Origin of the sequence: Ralstonia pickettii, from assembly GCF_016466415.2 — a bacterium.
GTDB lineage: Bacteria > Pseudomonadota > Gammaproteobacteria > Burkholderiales > Burkholderiaceae > Ralstonia > Ralstonia pickettii.
This window is the reverse complement of the sequence record NZ_CP066771.1, coordinates 2,743,369-2,759,359: the sequence shown is the minus strand read 5'-3', so window position 1 is coordinate 2,759,359 and position 15,991 is coordinate 2,743,369. Positions and strand designations below refer to the sequence as shown.

Below are 15,991 nucleotides of genomic sequence, written 5' to 3'. Positions count from 1 at the left end.
TCAGTTGGGCGCTGCCGGAGCCGCAGCCGGGGTGGCCGGCTGTGCGGCGTCGCGCAAGGCGCCGATGCGCTCGCGCGACAGATCGGCCTCGCACGCGGCTTCAGCCAGGTCGGCATCAGGCGTATTGCGGGCCAGGCGGCGGGACAGGTCGCATTCGGCCTGTCGATAGAGTTGGTGTGCGCGCACGGTGCGGTCGAATGCCATGGCGGCGCCGCGGTCCATGCTTTTGTTGGCAGCGATGCGGGCGCGTAACGCAGTGCGGCGTGTCGATTCGGCAGATGCCAGTTCCGCTTGCGCCGCCTTGCGTGCGGTCTGCACGCATTGGGCGACGTTGCCGACCTCGGGCTGGGCGGCGCGGCAGGCTTCGAGCGTGCCGGCCATCGCTGGCAGGCTTGCCATCAGCGCCAGCGCCAGCGCCAGCGGCATGGCAATCGCGCACGCGCCGCGCATCAGACGCGTTCCTTCAGGAAGTTGCCGAGCAGCGCGTGGCCGTGTTCCGACAGGATCGATTCCGGGTGGAACTGCACACCTTCCACCGGCAGCGTCTTGTGGCGCACGCCCATGATTTCGCCGTCTTCGGTCCAGGCGGTAATTTCCAGGCAGTCGGGCAGCGTTTCACGCTCGATCGCGAGCGAGTGATAGCGCGTCACCTTGAAATGCCGCGGCAGATTGGCGAACACGCCCACGCCGGTGTTCTCGATGGTGCTGACCTTGCCGTGCATCACCTTCTGCGCGCGGATCACCCGCCCGCCAAATGCATCGGCAATGGCCTGGTGCCCGAGGCACACGCCCAGGATGGGCATGCGTCCCGCAAAGTGCTTGAGCGCCGGAACCAGGATGCCGGCTTCCGTCGGCGTGCACGGGCCGGGCGACAGGCAGATGCGCTCCGGATTCAGCTTTTCGATCTCTTCGATCGTGATCTCGTCGTTGCGCACCGTGTGCACGTCCTGGCCGAGTTCGCCGAAGTACTGGACGATGTTGTAGGTAAAGGAGTCGTAGTTATCGAGCATCAGCAGCATGGTGTTCTCCTTGACCTCAGAAATCGGCGTCGAGGCCGTCTTGCACTTGCTCGGCCGCACGCAGCACGGCGCGCGCCTTGTGTTCGGTTTCTCTCCATTCGGCATCCGGGTCCGAGTCGGCCACCACGCCGGCGGCGGCTTGCACATAGAGATTGCCGTCCTTGATGATGCCGGTGCGGATGGCGATCGCCAGGTCCATCTCGCCCGAGAACGAAAGGTAGCCCACCGCGCCGCCGTAGATGCCACGCTTGACCGGCTCCAGCTCGTCGATGATCTCCATCGCGCGCACCTTGGGCGCACCCGAGAGCGTGCCCGCCGGGAAGGTCGCGCGCAGCACGTCCATGTTGGTCATGCCGGGTTTCAGGCGCCCCTCGACCGAGCTGACGATGTGCTGCACGTGCGAGTACTTCTCGATGACCATCTGGTCTGTCACCTTGACGGAGCCGATTTCGGCAATGCGGCCGATGTCGTTGCGCGCCAGGTCGATCAGCATGACGTGCTCGGCGATTTCCTTCGGGTCGTTGAGCAGTTCGGTGGCCAGTTCGGCATCGCGTTCCGGGGTGCTGCCGCGCGGGCGCGTGCCGGCCAGCGGGCGGATCGTGACGATGCGGGCGGATTCGTCGGTGCCGTTGCCATTGTTTTCAGCAGCCGGCACACGACGCTCTTCCTGACGCACCAGGATTTCCGGCGATGCCCCGACGATCTGCATGTCGCCGAAGTTGTAGAAGTACATGTACGGCGACGGGTTCAGCGAGCGCAGCGCGCGGTACAGCGACAGCGGCGCATCGCGGAACGGCTTGACCAGCCGCTGGCCGATCTGCACCTGCATCATGTCGCCGGCGGCGATGTATTCCTTGGCCTTGAGTACGGCGCTGATGTAGTCCGTCTTGTCAAACTCGCGGATGGTGTCAGTGCGCACCGACGGCGAAGTCACGGGCACATCCACCGGCTGGTGCAGCTTGGTGCGCAGCGCGCGCAGGCGCTGCTTGGCGCGTGAATAGGCCTCGGGCTTGGACGGATCGGCGTAGACGATGAGGTAAAGCTTGCCTGACAGGTTATCGATCACGGCCAACTCTTCGCAGAGCATGAGCTGGATGTCGGGCAGTTGCAGATCATCGGGCGGGGCTGTGTCAGCCAGTCGCGGCTCGATGAAGCGCACGGCGTCGTAGCCGAAATAACCGGCGAGGCCGCCGCAGAAGCGGGGCAGGCCCGGGCGCAGAGCCACTTTCTGGCGGCGCTCGAACGCCGCAATGAAGTCCAGCGGATTGCCTTCGTTCGTTTCCACCACCTTGCCGTCGGTGACCACTTCTGTGCGATTGCCCTTCACGCGCAGCAGCGTGTGCGCATGCAGGCCGATGAAGGAGTAACGCCCAAAGCGCTCGCCGCCCACCACCGATTCCAGCAGGAACGTATGCGTGCCGCGATCGTGCGATTGCGCCAGCTTCAGATACAGCGACAGCGGCGTCTCCAGGTCGGCTAGTGCCTCGGCAATCAGCGGAATGCGGTTGTAGCCCTGGTCGGCCAGCGATTTGAATTCGAGTTCGGTCATGAGCGGTCAGGTCGATTCGCCGGGCGGGCAGGTGCTCGCCCGCCGGCATGCATTCGGTCCACGGCAAACGCAAGAGCGTCGATGATGCCGTCGGAACGTTAGCAGAACATCAGGGATGGGAACGCGCGAACGTCGTAAAAGCGACCGTGCGATCCCGCAAGGGTCGTCCGCAGCCGAAAGCGGGCCAGCGGAAGACCGGCGGGCGGTCAGCGTTTGGGGCAGGAGATGCGGGGGTGGTTTGGGCGGCGCGTTCGTGGCGCGCCAGAGTGCCGAAACCGAGGAAGAACGATCAGCAGCCGTGCAAACGCTTACGCCCGGACGAGGGCGTGCCAGGGCCGCCAGGGCCAGGCCCCCCGGTCACCACCAGCGTCGACGCGTTTGCGATTCAGGAACATGGATCGTCAGTTGGAAGCGGCAGAGATTGCGTTGCGTGGCTCTGCATAGGGCCGGATCAACTCGGCTGCCGCAAAAAGTGTCCCGACTATAGCATCGGCTCCCGCGCCCTGTATAGGCTGGCCGTGGTTGTAGCCATACGGCACCGCCAGCACGCGCATGCCGGCGGCACGGGCCGCGCGGGCGTCGTTTTCGGAGTCGCCAATGGCCACGATTTCAGCCGGGGCCACGCCAAATGCCTCGGCCACCCGCAGCATGGGGTACGGATCGGGCTTGCGATATTGGAAGGCGTCGCCTGGGTAGACGAGGTCGAAATACGTGTTCAGGCCGAGTTGCGCCAGAAGCGGCTGCGTGAAATCGTGTGGCTTGTTCGTCACGCACGCGAGGGCGAGACCCATGTCGTACAGTGCAGCCAGCCCCTCGCGCACGCCTTCATACACGTTTACGTATTTACCGTTGATGGCGATGTAGGCGCGTTGGTAGGCCTCCAGCCCTTCGGCAAAGCGACTGTTGGCCTGGGCGGGTGGCAGGCGCGCATCCAGCACGCGCCGTACGAGATTTTCCGAGCCCTTGCCGACGTAGCCGACCACTTCCTCGGACGGCATGTCCGGCGTGGCGCCAAGCGCCTCGAGCATCGCATTGATGGCGGCGTGGAAGTCGCCCGCCGTGTCGACCATCGTCCCGTCGAGGTCGATGATGACGGCGCGAACGGGGCCGGCGGGTAGCAGGCCTGTCGTCATGCCAGGGAGGCCAACGCTTGGCGCAACGCCCCAACGGTGCCCCGGTAGCCGCCATCCGCATCCGGCTTGCCGAACACGGCCGAACCCGCGACGAACGTGTCGGCGCCGGCCTTGGCAATCTCGGCGATGTTGTCGGCCTTCACCCCCCCGTCAATCTCAAGCAGGATCTTTCGGCCGGTCTTGTCTTGGTATGCGTCAAGCTTCTGGCGCACGGCGCGCAGCTTGTTCAGCGCCTCCGGGATGAACGACTGGCCGCCAAAGCCCGGGTTGACCGACATGATCAGCACCATGTCCAGGCGATCCATCACGTGGTCAAGATAGTGCAGCGGCGTGGCCGGGTTGAAGACGAGGCCGGCCTTGCAGCCGTTGTCGCGGATCAGCGCGAGCGAGCGGTCGATGTGCTCGGAAGCTTCCGGGTGGAACGTGATCAGGTCGGCGCCGGCCTTGGCAAAGTCCGGAATGATGCGATCAACCGGGCTGACCATCAGGTGCACGTCGATGGGCACCGGCTTGCCGTCCTTTTGCGCGTGTGGGCGGATCGCCTCGCAGACCAGCGGCCCGACAGTCAGGTTCGGCACATAGTGGTTGTCCATCACATCGAAGTGAATCCAGTCGGCGCCCGATTCGAGCACGCGGCGCACTTCTTCGCCCAGGCGGGCAAAGTCGGCGGACAGGATGGACGGGGCGATGCGGAAACCGGACGGATCGATGGCTGCGGACATGATGGGAGACGGATAAGGCGCGCGAACTTTCACGCGAATGCGCAAAGAAGGGCGCTATTTTAGCCGGATCGGCCGTCTGCCCGCGCCTTGCCGCTGCCACGGCCATGCCGCACAATGGGCGCCAATTCTGATTGTGGATCGACATGCCCAGCTACGAACTCACCGTCCAGGTCCGGACGCGCTATCTGCCGGAGCAATCCGAGCCCGAGCAGGGCAACTACGCCTTCGCCTACACCATCACCATCCGCAACACCGGCGACGTGCCGAGCCAGCTCATTTCCCGCCACTGGGTGATCACCGACGCCGAAGAGCAGGTGCAGGAAGTGAACGGCCTTGGCGTGGTCGGCCATCAGCCGCTGCTGCCACCGGGCGAGTCGTTCGAATACACGAGCTGGGCGACCATCAAGACGCCCGTGGGCACGATGCGCGGCGAATACTTCTGCGTGGCGGAAGACGGCCACCGTTTCGAGGCGCCCATCCCCGAATTTGCGCTGGTGATGCCGCGCATGCTGCACTGATCGGGAATCAGGGCGCGTCGGAATTGGCGGCCTGAGAATCTTTTGGCGGCGCTTCGGTCGATTGCGAAGGCTTGGCTGCGTCGCCGTGGCGCGACGGGTGGTCGGGAGGCGCACGCAGCGGGCGCGGATGCTTCTTGGCGCCCGACATGGTCCAGATCACGATGAAGATCAGCAGGAACAGCGCCACGCCGGCCTCCAGGCCGAACAGCATCATCGGATGGTTTTCAAAGAATTGGCTCATGGTCGACGGCGGGAAGCTCGGGTGCGAGGCATTGTAGCCAAGCTCGCGGCCGCACCGGACAGGATGAAACACGCATGACAGCAGCAACCTTGGACGCATTGACACCAGCCCGCAACGCTCTGCGCCGCCGATGGGCTGCCCGGTTTGGTTCCTTTGCCGCAGCCCTGGTCGCCGCAATGCTGGCAGCCTGCACGAGCGGGCCTCCGCCGCGCGTCGAAACGCCGCAAGCGCCCACCGGCACGCTCGGCGGGCATCTGGCCCCCGCCACCTGGGCCGATGTGTCCGGGTGGACCGCCGATGACCTCGCCTCTGCCTGGCCCGCGCTCCAATCCAACTGCCAGGCGATGAAGCGCCGCGCCGATTGGTCGCGCGTGTGCGCCGCTGGCCTGATGGTCGATGCCGGCGACCCGATCGCCATGCGAGTCTTCTTTGAAGACAACTTCACGCCGTATCGCGTGGTGAAGGAGGACGGCACCGACAGCGGCCTCATCACCGGTTACTACGAACCGCTGCTGCGCGGCTCGCGCACCCGCCACGGGGTCTATCAGACGCCGCTGTACCGCATGCCCCCTGCATGGCGCGGCAAGACGCTGCCGGCGCGCGCGCAATTGATCCGCAGTCCGGCGCTTCAGGGGCAAGAAATTGTCTGGGTGGACGATCCGGTCGAAGCGGCGTTCCTACAGATCCAGGGTTCGGGCCAGGTCCAGTTGGAAGAGGGCGGCATCATGCGCCTGGGCGTGGGTGGTACGAACAACCAGCCGTTCCGCTCATTTGCGCGCTGGCTGCTCGACATGGGTGAGATCACACCCGTACAGGCGACCATGCAGGGCATCAAGGCCTGGGCGCGCGCCAATCCAAGTCGTGTGGAAGAGATGCTCAACATCAATCCGCGCTACGTGTTCTTTGCCGAAACGCCGGGCAACACGGGCGGCCCGATCGGCAAGCTGGGCGTGCCGCTCACCGACGAGCGCTCGATCGCCGTCGACCCGACCTACATTCCGCTGGGCTCGCCGGTATTCCTGTCGACGACCAAGCCGCTGTCGACCGATCCGATCCAGAAGCTCGTGTTTGCGCAGGACGTGGGATCGGCCATTCGCGGTGCCGTGCGAGCCGACTATTACTTTGGCCATGGCGATGCTGCCGGCGACCTGGCCGGGCGCATGAAGCAGGCGGGGCGCCTGTGGGTGCTCGTTCCGAAGGGCGGCAGCGTCGGCGTCGCCACCCGCTAGGACGGACACGGACTAACCGCGCCGCAAGTCCACCACACGGCGCGCCTTGCCGACTGACCGCTCGATTCCACCGCTGGCGAGCGTCTCAATCGCGGCGGTCACGCCAATCAACGACTTGATTTCGTGCGCCAGTTGGCTGCTCGCCGACTGGGCCGCGTCAGCCGGCACGCCCAGCGCCGCCTCGATCCGCACCGTCAGCGTGTCCAGCGGTCCTTCCTTGCCGAGCACGCACTGGTAGTGCGGCGACAGCGCCGCGTGCTTCAGGATCAATTCCTCGATCTGCGATGGGAACACGTTCACGCCGCGCACGATCATCATGTCGTCGCAGCGCCCGGTGATTTTTTCCATGCGCCGGAAGCCCGGGCGGGCGGTGCCCGGCAATAGACGCGTCAGATCGCGCGTGCGATAGCGCACCACGGGCATCGCTTCCTTGGTCAGCGACGTGAAGACCAGTTCGCCGAATTCGCCGTCGGGCAGCACCTCGCCGGTTTCCGGATCGATGATCTCCGGATAGAAATGGTCTTCCCAGATGGTCGGGCCGTCCTTGGTTTCGGCGCATTCGCTGGCGACGCCGGGCCCCATCACCTCTGACAGGCCGTAGATATCGACTGCCGAAAGCCCCATGCGCGCTTCGATGGCGCTGCGCATTTCGGGCGTCCATGGTTCGGCGCCGAAGATGCCGATCTGCAGGCTTGACGCTGCCGGGTCCATCCCCTGGCGCTCAAACTCGTCGGCGATCGCCAGCATGTAGCTGGGCGTGACCATGATGATCTGCGGCTGAAAATCGTTGATGAGCTGCACTTGCCGCTCGGTCTGTCCGCCGCCGAACGGGATGGCCGTCAGCCCCGCACGCTCCACGCCGTAATGCGCCCCTAGGCCGCCGGTAAAAAGCCCGTAGCCATAGCTCACGTGGACCTTGTCGCCGCGCCGGGCGCCCGCCGCCCGGATCGAGCGCGCCACCAAGCCGGCCCATGTATCAATGTCGGCCAGCGTGTAGCCGACAACCGTGGGTTTGCCTGTCGTGCCCGACGACGCGTGGATGCGTGCGATCCGGTCCTGCGGCACCGCAAACATGCCGAACGGATAGTTGTCGCGCAGATCGGTCTTGGTCGTGAACGGAAACCTCGCCAGATCGGCAAGCGATCGCAAGTCCGACGGATGCACGCCCGCCGCGTCGAACTTGGCCCGGTAGGCGGGCACGTTCTCGTACGCATGCGCGAGGCTGCGCTTCAGGCGTTCAAGCTGCAGAGCCTGGATGGCGTCACGGCTGGCGGTCTCGATCGGATCGAGCGGCAGGTCGGTCGAGCGGGGGCGCATGCGGGTCTCCTCGGGACGCCGTCGTGCGAACCTGCTCACGGTCCTATGCACGTCCCGATCTTGGCCCTGCGATGCTCGCCGTACCCATGTACGGTTGCGCTTCTCGGGCCAACCTCGGGCCGCTCGCTACGGATCGTGAACAGGTTCTGAGGCGTCCTCTAATGGTGATGCGGTTTTGTGGAGGGCTTTATAAGACGTCGAACTAGGGTTCTGGGCTGCCAGGGACCGGAATGACCTGGCCGCGAATCTGTGCAGACTTGCCGCGAAACATGGCAACCACCTCCCCGGCCTGGTTTGTCACGCGTACGTCGTAGATGCCGTGGCGGCCGGATAACACCTGCTCGGTTGCCTCGGCTGTGAGGGTGTCGCCGCCGTGCGCCGGGCGCAGGAATTCGACGCTGCAACCAGCCGCCACCGTGTTGTGGTTATGGCTGTTGCAGGCAAACGCAAAAGCCGAGTCGGCGAGCGTGAAGATGAGCCCGCCATGACAGGTGCGATGCCCGTTGAGGAATTCAGGCCGCACCGCCATGGACAGCCGTGCATAGCCGGGCGCGACCGCCTCCACGCGCATGCCGAGCCAGCGGGTGCAGGCATCGGCGTCGAACATGCTTTTGCAGGCCGCTTCAGCCAGGGCCTGCGCATCGTGGAGGGTCGTTTCTGTCACGCTGATGTCCTTATTCGCCGGTGAAATGCGCCACGCGCTTGTTGAGAAACGCGTCGACCCCCTCTGCATAGTCGCGGGAATTGCCGAGTTCGCGCTGCAAGTCGCGCTCCAGATCAAGCTGGGCGTCCAGCGATTGTGTGGGCGCCGCGTGCATGGCGCGCTTGATGGCGGCCAGCGCCCGTGTCGGCTGCTTGGCCAGGTGGTCGGCCATGCAGTTCACCTCAGTCATCAGAATTTTTGCGTCGTGATAGACGCCCCAGATCAGCCCCCAGGCGAGCGCGGTCTTGGCGTCGAGCTTCTCCCCCAGCATTGCCAGCCCCATCGCCCGTGCCACCCCGATGCGCTGCGGCAGGAACCACGTCCCGCCCGAATCCGGCAGCAGGCCGATCTTCACGAAGGCTTGCAGGAAGCACGCGTTCTCGGCCGCCATCACGATGTCGCACGCCAGTGCCAGGTTGGCGCCCGCGCCAGCGGCTACGCCATTCACAGCGGCGATCACGGGCAGGGGCATGGCGCGCAGACGGCGCACCAGTGGGTTGAATTGCTCGTCGATGAGCTGGCCCAGGTCGGTCATCTGCCCGGGCGTGACATTGAGTTCGGAGAGATCCTGCCCTGCGCAGAAGCCGCGGCCCGCACCGGTCAGGATCAAGGCGCGGGCGCGCTGGCGCTCCACCTTGTCCAGCGCGTCGCGCAGTTCCCGGTGCATGCCGGCCGTGAAGCTGTTGAGCTGATCGGGCCGGTTCAGCGTGATGGTGGCCACGTGTTCATGCCAGTCAAGCAGAATGGTCGGGCTGGTCATCTTGTCTCCTCCTCAGTCATCGGTTCATTGATTAACCGACCGGTTGGTCGGCTAATATTACATCCATTCCAACTGGAGCTTCCATGTCCTACGAAAACATTCTGGTCGAAACGCGCGGTCGCGTTGGTCTTATTACGCTCAATCGTCCGAAGGCGCTCAATGCCCTCAACGATGCGCTCATGGACGAACTTGGCGCCGCGCTGCTTGCCTTCGATGCCGATGCCAATATCGGGGCGATCGTCATCACCGGCAGTGAAAAGGCGTTTGCCGCGGGCGCAGATATCGGCGCCATGGCCGACTACGACTTCGCCACCGTCTATAAGAACGAATACATCACGCGCAACTGGGAAACCATTCGCCGCATCCGCAAGCCGGTGATCGCCGCGGTGGCCGGCTACGCGCTCGGCGGCGGCTGCGAACTGGCCATGATGTGCGACATCATCCTTGCCGCCGATACCGCCAAGTTCGGCCAGCCGGAAATCAAGCTCGGCACCATGCCCGGCGCAGGCGGCACGCAGCGCCTGCCGCGCGCAGTCTCCAAAGCCAAGGCCATGGACCTCTGCTTGACGGCCCGCATGATGGGCGCCGAGGAAGCCGAGCGCGCGGGCCTGGTCTCGCGCGTCATCCCCGCCGACAAGCTGCTCGACGAAGCGATCCAGGCGGCAGAAACCATTGCCGGCTTCTCGCTGCCCACGGTCATGATGATCAAAGAGTCGATCAACGCGGCCTACGAGACCTCGCTCAGCGAAGGCGTCCATCTGGAGCGCCGCCTGTTCCATTCCACGTTTGCCACCGAAGATCAGAAAGAGGGCATGCGCGCCTTCATCGAGAAGCGTGCGCCCGCGTTCAAGCACCAATAAGGGCGGCATAGCGGGTGACTTCGGGAATACCTGAGTAATGGTCTCGGGTATCCCGCGCGCGCTTGCCAGGTGTTCGGCGGCCGCAATCCCAGGTGCAGCCTGGGTTGGCGGCTATTCTTCATGAAGTCGTCATCAACCCGTCACGACAAAGGTGTTGCCAACCTCCAAGAACCCGCCTATAGTTCGCCCCTCGCTGCAAAACACAGCGCCGAAACGCAGGTGACGGTGGTGGTGTTGAGTGGTGGAGAAGCAGGTGTAGAGCGGGTTTGCGGTCGATTGGGTGGTTGACGGTTGGCTGGGGATTCGGTGGTGGTTGGCGGCGCGTTGGTGGATAAAAATTCTTCGACGAGTTGTTGACAGCGACAAAAAAGCTCTGCATAATCTCGTTTCTCTGCTGCAGACAATGCAGCGACGCGGTGAACAAAGTTAATCGCGAAGTTCTTTAACAAGCAAACAGCCGATAAGTGTGGGCGCTTAATACTGGGTGCGGCGGATTTCGATCCGCTAGCTAACAAGTAATGAAGTGCTCGCACAGAAGTAAGGTTTGAACGAAAGTTCAAGTCAGATTCTGAGAGTGAGCGACCGCTCGTAAAGAGCGAAAACAGCAGATTGAACTGAAGAGTTTGATCCTGGCTCAGATTGAACGCTGGCGGCATGCCTTACACATGCAAGTCGAACGGCAGCATGATCTAGCTTGCTAGATTGATGGCGAGTGGCGAACGGGTGAGTAATACATCGGAACGTGCCCTGTAGTGGGGGATAACTAGTCGAAAGATTAGCTAATACCGCATACGACCTGAGGGTGAAAGTGGGGGACCGCAAGGCCTCATGCTATAGGAGCGGCCGATGTCTGATTAGCTAGTTGGTGAGGTAAAGGCTCACCAAGGCGACGATCAGTAGCTGGTCTGAGAGGACGATCAGCCACACTGGGACTGAGACACGGCCCAGACTCCTACGGGAGGCAGCAGTGGGGAATTTTGGACAATGGGCGAAAGCCTGATCCAGCAATGCCGCGTGTGTGAAGAAGGCCTTCGGGTTGTAAAGCACTTTTGTCCGGAAAGAAATGGCTCTGGTTAATACCTGGGGTCGATGACGGTACCGGAAGAATAAGGACCGGCTAACTACGTGCCAGCAGCCGCGGTAATACGTAGGGTCCAAGCGTTAATCGGAATTACTGGGCGTAAAGCGTGCGCAGGCGGTTGTGCAAGACCGATGTGAAATCCCCGAGCTTAACTTGGGAATTGCATTGGTGACTGCACGGCTAGAGTGTGTCAGAGGGGGGTAGAATTCCACGTGTAGCAGTGAAATGCGTAGAGATGTGGAGGAATACCGATGGCGAAGGCAGCCCCCTGGGATAACACTGACGCTCATGCACGAAAGCGTGGGGAGCAAACAGGATTAGATACCCTGGTAGTCCACGCCCTAAACGATGTCAACTAGTTGTTGGGGATTCATTTCCTTAGTAACGTAGCTAACGCGTGAAGTTGACCGCCTGGGGAGTACGGTCGCAAGATTAAAACTCAAAGGAATTGACGGGGACCCGCACAAGCGGTGGATGATGTGGATTAATTCGATGCAACGCGAAAAACCTTACCTACCCTTGACATGCCACTAACGAAGCAGAGATGCATTAGGTGCTCGAAAGAGAAAGTGGACACAGGTGCTGCATGGCTGTCGTCAGCTCGTGTCGTGAGATGTTGGGTTAAGTCCCGCAACGAGCGCAACCCTTGTCTCTAGTTGCTACGAAAGGGCACTCTAGAGAGACTGCCGGTGACAAACCGGAGGAAGGTGGGGATGACGTCAAGTCCTCATGGCCCTTATGGGTAGGGCTTCACACGTCATACAATGGTGCATACAGAGGGTTGCCAAGCCGCGAGGTGGAGCTAATCCCAGAAAATGCATCGTAGTCCGGATCGTAGTCTGCAACTCGACTACGTGAAGCTGGAATCGCTAGTAATCGCGGATCAGCATGCCGCGGTGAATACGTTCCCGGGTCTTGTACACACCGCCCGTCACACCATGGGAGTGGGCTTTACCAGAAGTAGTTAGCCTAACCGCAAGGAGGGCGATTACCACGGTAGGGTTCATGACTGGGGTGAAGTCGTAACAAGGTAGCCGTATCGGAAGGTGCGGCTGGATCACCTCCTTTAAGAGCGTGCATCCGACGTTAGGCGTCCACACTTATCGGTTTGTTTGATGTTACAGCCAAGGGTCTGTAGCTCAGGTGGTTAGAGCACCGTCTTGATAAGGCGGGGGTCGTAGGTTCAAGTCCTACCAGACCCACCAAGTTACGGACGGTGGAAGATGTTCTCTGCCGTGACTGGGGGATTAGCTCAGCTGGGAGAGCACCTGCTTTGCAAGCAGGGGGTCGTCGGTTCGATCCCGTCATCCTCCACCATTACCTTTTGGTTACCAAACGCAAGCATCGACGCGGTGTCGATGGTGTTTGCGTTTGGCCTAGCCAAGACGAGCGTAAAAGTTCGGCTGTTCTTTAACAATATGGAATGTAGTAAAGGTGTCGCGGTGCGTTGATGAGGCGCACATATAAAACGCGACACTGGGTTGTGATTGTATCAACCAGTATTACCAGAGCAATCGATGAGATTGTCTTGGAATACGGCACAACGCGAGAACTCAGCCTATAGCGAGACATACTCGTTATAGGGTCAAGCGAATAAGTGCATGTGGTGGATGCCTTGGCGATTACAGGCGATGAAGGACGTAGTAGCCTGCGAAAAGCTGCGGGGAGCTGGCAAACGAGCTTTGATCCGCAGATATCCGAATGGGGAAACCCGGCCCGAATGGGTCATCCCTTGCTGAATACATAGGCAAGGGAAGCGAACGCAGTGAACTGAAACATCTAAGTAGCTGCAGGAACAGAAATCAACCGAGATTCCCAAAGTAGTGGCGAGCGAAATGGGATCAGCCTTGTACTCTTTAGCAGTATTGTTAGCAAAGCGGAATGGAAAGTCCGGCCATAGTGGGTGATAGCCCCGTATGCGAAAACAGTATTGTGGAACTAGGTGTACGACAAGTAGGGCGGGACACGTGAAATCCTGTCTGAAGATGGGGGGACCATCCTCCAAGGCTAAATACTCGTAATCGACCGATAGTGAACCAGTACCGTGAGGGAAAGGCGAAAAGAACCCCGGGAGGGGAGTGAAATAGATCCTGAAACCGCATGCATACAAACAGTCGGAGCCTGGAAACGGGTGACGGCGTACCTTTTGTATAATGGGTCAGCGACTTACATTCAGTGGCAAGCTTAACCGATTAGGGAAGGCGTAGCGAAAGCGAGTCCGAATAGGGCGTTCAGTCGCTGGGTGTAGACCCGAAACCAAGTGATCTATCCATGGCCAGGTTGAAGGTGCGGTAACACGTACTGGAGGACCGAACCCACTAACGTTGAAAAGTTAGGGGATGAGCTGTGGATAGGGGTGAAAGGCTAAACAAACTTGGAAATAGCTGGTTCTCTCCGAAAACTATTTAGGTAGTGCCTCGTGTCTCACCTTCGGGGGTAGAGCACTGTCATGGTTGGGGGGTCTATTGCTGATTACCCCGCCATAGCAAACTCCGAATACCGAAGAGTGCAATCACGGGAGACAGACATCGGGTGCTAACGTCCGGTGTCAAGAGGGAAACAACCCAGACCGCCAGCTAAGGTCCCTAAATATTGCTAAGTGGGAAACGAAGTGGGAAGGCTAAAACAGTCAGGAGGTTGGCTTAGAAGCAGCCACCCTTTAAAGAAAGCGTAATAGCTCACTGATCGAGTCGTCCTGCGCGGAAGATGTAACGGGGCTAAGCAATATACCGAAGCTGCGGATGCACGTAAGTGCATGGTAGGAGAGCGTTCTGTAAGCCTGTGAAGGTGTCTTGTAAAGGATGCTGGAGGTATCAGAAGTGCGAATGCTGACATGAGTAGCGATAAAGGGGGTGAAAGGCCCCCTCGCCGTAAGCCCAAGGTTTCCTACGCAACGTTCATCGGCGTAGGGTGAGTCGGCCCCTAAGGCGAGGCAGAGATGCGTAGCTGATGGGAAGCAGGTTAATATTCCTGCACCGTCGTATGATGCGATGGGGGGACGGATCGCGGAAGGTTGTCCGGGTGTTGGATGTCCCGGTCCCTGCATTGGAGATGGCACTTAGGCAAATCCGGGTGCGTGATTCAAGGGTGTGGGGCGAGCGACTTTAGGTCGCGAAGCAATTGGAAGTGGTTCCAAGAAAAGCCTCTAAGCTTCAGTCATACGAGACCGTACCGCAAACCGACACAGGTGGGCGAGATGAGTATTCTAAGGCGCTTGAGAGAACTCGGGAGAAGGAACTCGGCAAATTGGTACCGTAACTTCGGGATAAGGTACGCCCTTGTAGTTTGACTGGCTCGCGCCAGAAGGACGAAGGGGTTGCAATAAAATGGTGGCTGCGACTGTTTAATAAAAACACAGCACTCTGCAAACACGAAAGTGGACGTATAGGGTGTGACGCCTGCCCGGTGCCGGAAGATTAAATGATGGGGTGCAAGCTCTTGATTGAAGTCCCGGTAAACGGCGGCCGTAACTATAACGGTCCTAAGGTAGCGAAATTCCTTGTCGGGTAAGTTCCGACCTGCACGAATGGCGTAACGATGGCCACACTGTCTCCTCCCGAGACTCAGCGAAGTTGAAGTGTTTGTGATGATGCAATCTCCCCGCGGCTAGACGGAAAGACCCCATGAACCTTTACTGTAGCTTTGCATTGGACTTTGAACCGATCTGTGTAGGATAGGTGGGAGGCTTTGAAACCGGGACGCTAGTTTCGGTGGAGCCGTCCTTGAAATACCACCCTGGTTTGTTTGAGGTTCTAACCTTGGCCCGTGAATCCGGGTCGGGGACAGTGCATGGTAGGCAGTTTGACTGGGGCGGTCTCCTCCCAAAGTGTAACGGAGGAGTTCGAAGGTACGCTTGGTACGGTCGGACATCGTACCTAAAGTGCAATGGCAAAAGCGTGCTTAACTGCGAGACCGACAAGTCGAGCAGGTGCGAAAGCAGGACATAGTGATCCGGTGGTTCTGTATGGAAGGGCCATCGCTCAACGGATAAAAGGTACTCTGGGGATAACAGGCTGATACCGCCCAAGAGTTCATATCGACGGCGGTGTTTGGCACCTCGATGTCGGCTCATCTCATCCTGGGGCTGTAGCCGGTCCCAAGGGTATGGCTGTTCGCCATTTAAAGAGGTACGTGAGCTGGGTTTAAAACGTCGTGAGACAGTTTGGTCCCTATCTGCCGTGGGCGTTGGAATCTTGACGGGGGCTGCTCCTAGTACGAGAGGACCGGAGTGGACGTACCGCTGGTGTACCTGTTGTCTCGCCAGAGGCATCGCAGGGTAGCTATGTACGGAAGAGATAACCGCTGAAAGCATCTAAGCGGGAAACTTGCCTGAAGATGAGGATTCCCTGGAGACTTGATCTCCCTGAAGGGTCGTTCGAGACCAGGACGTTGATAGGCTGGGTGTGGAAGCGCAGTAATGCGTTCAGCTAACCAGTACTAATTGCCCGTGCGGCTTGATCCTATAACCGGTATGTTTCCGGCTGGGTCCGCCTTGTGCCTGATACACATCACTCACAACCCCAAATCTACATTCCCATATTGGTCGCGTTGACCCCGTCAACGTGGCAACAAGTCATAGCCTGGTGACCATAGCGAGTCGGTACCACCCCTTCCCATCCCGAACAGGACCGTGAAACGACTCCGCGCCGATGATAGTGCGGATTCCCGTGTGAAAGTAGGTCATCGCCAGGCTCTCCCCATACAACACCCCAGCTCAATCTTTGAGCTGGGGTGTTTGCTTTTATGCACTGCTGCAACACGCAGCGATCCGCCGGCCAGACCCGGCAACCCCCTCCTCTGCTTCCCCCAATCGATCCCTAAAAAACAAAAAGCCTCCGTTAGGAGGCTTTTACGCATTC

General features: G+C 60.6%; 12 protein-coding genes, 2 tRNA genes and 3 rRNA genes. 8 read left to right on the top strand and 9 right to left on the bottom strand.

Going from position 1 to position 15,991, the window contains the following annotated elements; translation table 11 throughout:
• From RP6297_RS13010 to rpe, 5 genes are all read right to left on the bottom strand, one after another.
• Window positions 1-450 carry a lysozyme inhibitor LprI family protein gene (locus tag RP6297_RS13010; protein ID WP_009242000.1) on the bottom strand — a complete coding sequence of 150 codons (450 nt, stop codon included), beginning with the start codon at window positions 448-450 and terminating at the stop codon, window positions 1-3.
• Window positions 450-1,019 carry an aminodeoxychorismate/anthranilate synthase component II gene (locus tag RP6297_RS13005; protein WP_009242001.1) on the bottom strand — a complete coding sequence of 190 codons (570 nt, stop codon included), beginning with the start codon at window positions 1,017-1,019 and terminating at the stop codon, window positions 450-452. The genes RP6297_RS13010 and RP6297_RS13005 overlap by 1 nt, the downstream gene beginning before the upstream one ends.
• A 16-nt stretch (window positions 1,020-1,035) precedes the next feature.
• A complete protein-coding gene (trpE, locus tag RP6297_RS13000) occupies window positions 1,036-2,568 on the bottom strand; it encodes an anthranilate synthase component I (RefSeq protein WP_009242002.1) in 1,533 nt (510 codons plus the stop codon).
• A 401-nt stretch (window positions 2,569-2,969) separates the two neighbouring features.
• Window positions 2,970-3,701 carry a phosphoglycolate phosphatase gene (gph, locus tag RP6297_RS12995; RefSeq protein ID WP_009242003.1) on the bottom strand — a complete coding sequence of 244 codons (732 nt, stop codon included), beginning with the start codon at window positions 3,699-3,701 and terminating at the stop codon, window positions 2,970-2,972.
• A complete protein-coding gene (gene rpe / locus RP6297_RS12990; protein ID WP_009242004.1) occupies window positions 3,698-4,423 on the bottom strand; it encodes a ribulose-phosphate 3-epimerase in 726 nt (241 codons plus the stop codon). The genes gph and rpe overlap by 4 nt, the downstream gene beginning before the upstream one ends.
• A 143-nt stretch (window positions 4,424-4,566) precedes the next feature.
• Between rpe and apaG the strand changes: the two genes are divergently transcribed.
• Window positions 4,567-4,941 carry a Co2+/Mg2+ efflux protein ApaG gene (apaG, locus tag RP6297_RS12985; RefSeq protein ID WP_009242005.1) on the top strand — a complete coding sequence of 125 codons (375 nt, stop codon included), beginning with the start codon at window positions 4,567-4,569 and terminating at the stop codon, window positions 4,939-4,941.
• 7 nt (window positions 4,942-4,948) lie between these two features.
• Here the strand turns inward: apaG and RP6297_RS12980 are convergent, their stop codons facing one another.
• Complete coding sequence (locus RP6297_RS12980; RefSeq protein WP_009242006.1) at window positions 4,949-5,182, bottom strand: hypothetical protein; 234 nt, start codon at window positions 5,180-5,182, stop codon at window positions 4,949-4,951.
• Window positions 5,183-5,256: 74 nt separating this feature from the next.
• On the opposite strand from RP6297_RS12980, the gene mltA reads away from it, so the two are divergent.
• On the top strand, window positions 5,257-6,411 hold the full coding sequence (mltA, locus tag RP6297_RS12975; protein ID WP_009242007.1) for a murein transglycosylase A: 1,155 nt from the start codon (window positions 5,257-5,259) through the stop codon (window positions 6,409-6,411).
• Window positions 6,412-6,423: 12 nt separating this feature from the next.
• On the opposite strand, the gene paaK is transcribed toward mltA, so the two are convergent.
• From paaK to paaG, 3 genes are all read right to left on the bottom strand, one after another.
• Window positions 6,424-7,728 (bottom strand): phenylacetate--CoA ligase PaaK, encoded by a 1,305-nt coding sequence (paaK, locus tag RP6297_RS12970; protein WP_009242008.1) that lies wholly within the window; start codon window positions 7,726-7,728, stop codon window positions 6,424-6,426.
• Window positions 7,729-7,930: 202 nt separating this feature from the next.
• Window positions 7,931-8,398 carry a hydroxyphenylacetyl-CoA thioesterase PaaI gene (gene paaI, locus RP6297_RS12965; RefSeq protein ID WP_037028793.1) on the bottom strand — a complete coding sequence of 156 codons (468 nt, stop codon included), beginning with the start codon at window positions 8,396-8,398 and terminating at the stop codon, window positions 7,931-7,933.
• Window positions 8,399-8,402: 4 nt separating this feature from the next.
• On the bottom strand, window positions 8,403-9,191 hold the full coding sequence (paaG, locus tag RP6297_RS12960) for a 2-(1,2-epoxy-1,2-dihydrophenyl)acetyl-CoA isomerase PaaG (RefSeq protein WP_009242010.1): 789 nt from the start codon (window positions 9,189-9,191) through the stop codon (window positions 8,403-8,405).
• A gap of 83 nt (window positions 9,192-9,274) precedes the next feature.
• Here paaG and RP6297_RS12955 point away from each other — a divergent pair, with 83 nt between their 5' ends.
• The 6 genes from RP6297_RS12955 to rrf all read left to right on the top strand — a co-directional run bounded on the left by RP6297_RS12955 (window position 9,275) and on the right by rrf (window position 15,824).
• Window positions 9,275-10,051: an enoyl-CoA hydratase gene (locus RP6297_RS12955; RefSeq protein WP_009242011.1), complete on the top strand. Its 777-nt coding sequence runs from the start codon at window positions 9,275-9,277 to the stop codon at window positions 10,049-10,051.
• 611 nt (window positions 10,052-10,662) lie between these two features.
• Window positions 10,663-12,200, top strand: a 16S ribosomal RNA gene (locus RP6297_RS12950).
• Between the two features lie 60 nt (window positions 12,201-12,260).
• Window positions 12,261-12,337, top strand: a tRNA-Ile gene (locus tag RP6297_RS12945).
• A 36-nt stretch (window positions 12,338-12,373) separates the two neighbouring features.
• Window positions 12,374-12,449, top strand: a tRNA-Ala gene (locus tag RP6297_RS12940).
• 266 nt (window positions 12,450-12,715) lie between these two features.
• Window positions 12,716-15,594, top strand: a 23S ribosomal RNA gene (locus RP6297_RS12935).
• Between the two features lie 117 nt (window positions 15,595-15,711).
• Window positions 15,712-15,824, top strand: a 5S ribosomal RNA gene (rrf, locus tag RP6297_RS12930).
• Together the 16S, 23S and 5S rRNA genes with 2 tRNA genes alongside form the textbook arrangement of a ribosomal RNA operon.
• The last annotated feature ends 167 nt before the right edge of the window (window positions 15,825-15,991 follow it).

Excerpts from the sequence above, each read along its gene's own strand:
- RP6297_RS13010 (WP_009242000.1), bottom strand. The coding sequence starts at position 450 with ATGCGCGGCGCGTGCGCGATTGCCATGCCGCTGGCGCTGGCGCTGGCG.
- RP6297_RS13005 (WP_009242001.1), bottom strand. The coding sequence starts at position 1,019 with ATGCTGCTGATGCTCGATAACTACGACTCCTTTACCTACAACATCGTC.
- trpE (WP_009242002.1), bottom strand. The coding sequence starts at position 2,568 with ATGACCGAACTCGAATTCAAATCGCTGGCCGACCAGGGCTACAACCGC.
- gph (WP_009242003.1), bottom strand. The coding sequence starts at position 3,701 with ATGACGACAGGCCTGCTACCCGCCGGCCCCGTTCGCGCCGTCATCATC.
- rpe (WP_009242004.1), bottom strand. The coding sequence starts at position 4,423 with ATGTCCGCAGCCATCGATCCGTCCGGTTTCCGCATCGCCCCGTCCATC.
- apaG (WP_009242005.1), top strand. The coding sequence starts at position 4,567 with ATGCCCAGCTACGAACTCACCGTCCAGGTCCGGACGCGCTATCTGCCG.
- RP6297_RS12980 (WP_009242006.1), bottom strand. The coding sequence starts at position 5,182 with ATGAGCCAATTCTTTGAAAACCATCCGATGATGCTGTTCGGCCTGGAG.
- mltA (WP_009242007.1), top strand. The coding sequence starts at position 5,257 with ATGACAGCAGCAACCTTGGACGCATTGACACCAGCCCGCAACGCTCTG.
- paaK (WP_009242008.1), bottom strand. The coding sequence starts at position 7,728 with ATGCGCCCCCGCTCGACCGACCTGCCGCTCGATCCGATCGAGACCGCC.
- paaG (WP_009242010.1), bottom strand. The coding sequence starts at position 9,191 with ATGACCAGCCCGACCATTCTGCTTGACTGGCATGAACACGTGGCCACC.
- RP6297_RS12955 (WP_009242011.1), top strand. The coding sequence starts at position 9,275 with ATGTCCTACGAAAACATTCTGGTCGAAACGCGCGGTCGCGTTGGTCTT.